Source organism: Lentibacillus populi (genome assembly GCA_014642895.1).
In the GTDB taxonomy this organism is placed as follows: Bacteria; Bacillota; Bacilli; order Bacillales; family Amphibacillaceae; genus Lentibacillus_C; species Lentibacillus_C populi.
Map to the genome: position 1 here is coordinate 1 of BMJD01000098.1, position 1,930 is coordinate 1,930.

Below are 1,930 nucleotides of genomic sequence, written 5' to 3' on the forward strand. Positions count from 1 at the left end.
TCGCTTAATTCGTCCACTTCCTCAAATGTTGTGTGTGCGATAGGAGCCAACACAGCTTGTGCAATCCTCATGCCTTTTTCAATTCTGTACTTTACTTGATGGTGATTATCTACAATCACCCCGACCTCGCCTTTGTATCCCGAGTCCACAGTGCCAAGCGTCACTCTTAACTTTGTATTAAGAGAAATTCCCGATCGTGGTCTAACCTGTATTTCGAACCCAACCGGAATATCAAATGCCAACCCTGTTTTGATCAATTTCGTTTCCCCTGGTTTGATCACCGTATCCTCAACCGCAACCAGATCAAATCCAGAATCCCCTTGCTTTGCGTATCTTGGTAATACTGCATCTTTGTGTAGTCGTTTTACTTTCATTCACCTTTACCTCCATTCAATAATTCGTCTATCTGCTTTAGTGCTTCCTTTGCCTTATTGTGATCTCTATTATTGAGTGCTTGTCTGACTTGTTCATTTAGTTGTGATAGATTCATAGTTGCCTCCTAATACCACTTATTACTCGGATGCTCAATATTCACATCTTTAGCAATGTCCATTTCATCTATTTTCTTTTCCAGTGCTTTATCGAAGTGAGCTTGGCATAAATCACTTCGTCCGTTCCATGATTCACCGCCGCATTCGATGCATGTTTTAGTCATTTGATTCACCACCTAGCAGGTGCGGATGTTCGTATATGTTGCCGATAATCTCAATTTTGTCTAGCCAATGATCTATCCCTGCATAGCTGCTGTTTCCTATCTGTTTTCCGAAAAAGCCCGTACCCCTATATTCGACAACATATAAGATATTTGGATCTCCTTGGTGGTATACATCCCCCTCATAAATCGGGACGCCGTTATCGTCTTTTAATCCGGTGTACTGACCGACTGTGTTTTTATCGACAGCGTATTGCGGCAAACGATCAGCTATAATGTTTTGTGGAACAATATATTCAAGCCCTGTTCCTGTTTTAAGATGACTGCCATAAACCCAGTTTCCGGTCATTAATTCTAATCCACGATACTTTATCTCACGCATCCTTTTCACCTCGCAATGCTTTACGTGCTTTATACCCACTGTCTTTTATTGCAGGAGAATCAAAAGTAATGTAATTTTGTTCATCCGCATAAAACTCCAAAGCCTGTTTATAGCGTGCGTTCTCTGCCTTTTCTGTTTGTAGTTCCGTAAAATGGACGACTTGTAAATTGTCTATAAATTTTTCAAGGCGTTTGTTTTCCTTTTCCGATTCCTCCACACGTTCAGCCCGCTGTATTAAAAACTCCGCATACTCATCAACAAACTTAATTGCGTATTCTGCTTTTAAATCTGCAAATTCCTCATGATCAAATTCTCCTAATGCCTGGATTGCTTTTGCTAATCGGTCTGCGTTAGTCATTCCCCTTCATCTCCTTAATCCGTTTCCGCAATTTTTTATTTACCTTAATCAAATTCCGTATTTCTCGCTTTAAATATCTAACTTCCTTTGATTCACTCGATTCTAGGCTCATATTAAGGTCTGTGAGCAGTTTTTTTAGCTTCCGAATAGTAATAGTCTTGTTTTCTTTCAAACATCGTGAGAGTTCTTCTTTTGCCTTCTGAGCCTTCACACCTCCACGTCCTTAAGCGCCTTCTTTATCGCCTTCAACTTCCGATCCCGATTATTGATTTCGATTTGGAGCCTGGCATTCTTGATTTCCAACTGTTCCAATTCACTGTGGTTGACCTGCAGTTGCTCGTTGCGTTTTTTCTCGTAGTAGTATTTGTCCCGCCATTCTTGTCTGTTTTTCTGCAAATCTTTTATTCTTCTTTCTAGTTTTTTGATCTGTGCGTCTGGCATTGCCGTTCACCTGCCTTTACATAAAATTAGCGATTTCTAATTGTTCAAATTTGTTTATATGTTCAACGTTCAGCATTGTTTCTTTTGCTTTGTTGTA

Annotated in this window: 5 protein-coding genes; all 5 read right to left on the reverse strand. The window is 40.0% G+C overall.

Features of this window, described 5'->3' with window-relative positions; all coding sequences use genetic code 11:
- On the reverse strand, nucleotides 1-374 hold a 374-nt coding region (gene dut, locus IEX12_RS22980; RefSeq protein WP_188725979.1), incomplete at its 3' end, for a dUTP diphosphatase.
- Between the two features lie 125 nt (nucleotides 375-499).
- Nucleotides 500-655: a hypothetical protein gene (locus IEX12_RS22985; RefSeq protein WP_188725980.1), complete on the reverse strand. Its 156-nt coding sequence runs from the start codon at nucleotides 653-655 to the stop codon at nucleotides 500-502.
- Nucleotides 648-1,034: a YopX family protein gene (locus tag IEX12_RS22990; RefSeq protein ID WP_188725981.1), complete on the reverse strand. Its 387-nt coding sequence runs from the start codon at nucleotides 1,032-1,034 to the stop codon at nucleotides 648-650. Before IEX12_RS22990 ends, IEX12_RS22985 begins: the two co-directional genes overlap by 8 nt.
- On the reverse strand, nucleotides 1,027-1,392 hold the full coding sequence (locus IEX12_RS22995; RefSeq protein WP_188725982.1) for an MreC domain-containing protein: 366 nt from the start codon (nucleotides 1,390-1,392) through the stop codon (nucleotides 1,027-1,029). Before IEX12_RS22995 ends, IEX12_RS22990 begins: the two co-directional genes overlap by 8 nt.
- Nucleotides 1,393-1,599: 207 nt before the next feature.
- A complete protein-coding gene (locus IEX12_RS23005; protein WP_188725984.1) occupies nucleotides 1,600-1,833 on the reverse strand; it encodes a hypothetical protein in 234 nt (77 codons plus the stop codon).
- Nucleotides 1,834-1,930 lie beyond the last annotated feature (97 nt).

What these genes read in the sequence shown, in the direction of transcription:
- IEX12_RS22985 (WP_188725980.1), bottom strand. Translation starts at nt 655, where the DNA reads ATGACTAAAACATGCATCGAATGCGGCGGTGAATCATGGAACGGACGA.
- IEX12_RS22990 (WP_188725981.1), bottom strand. Translation starts at nt 1,034, where the DNA reads ATGCGTGAGATAAAGTATCGTGGATTAGAATTAATGACCGGAAACTGG.
- IEX12_RS22995 (WP_188725982.1), bottom strand. Translation starts at nt 1,392, where the DNA reads ATGACTAACGCAGACCGATTAGCAAAAGCAATCCAGGCATTAGGAGAA.
- IEX12_RS23005 (WP_188725984.1), bottom strand. Translation starts at nt 1,833, where the DNA reads ATGCCAGACGCACAGATCAAAAAACTAGAAAGAAGAATAAAAGATTTG.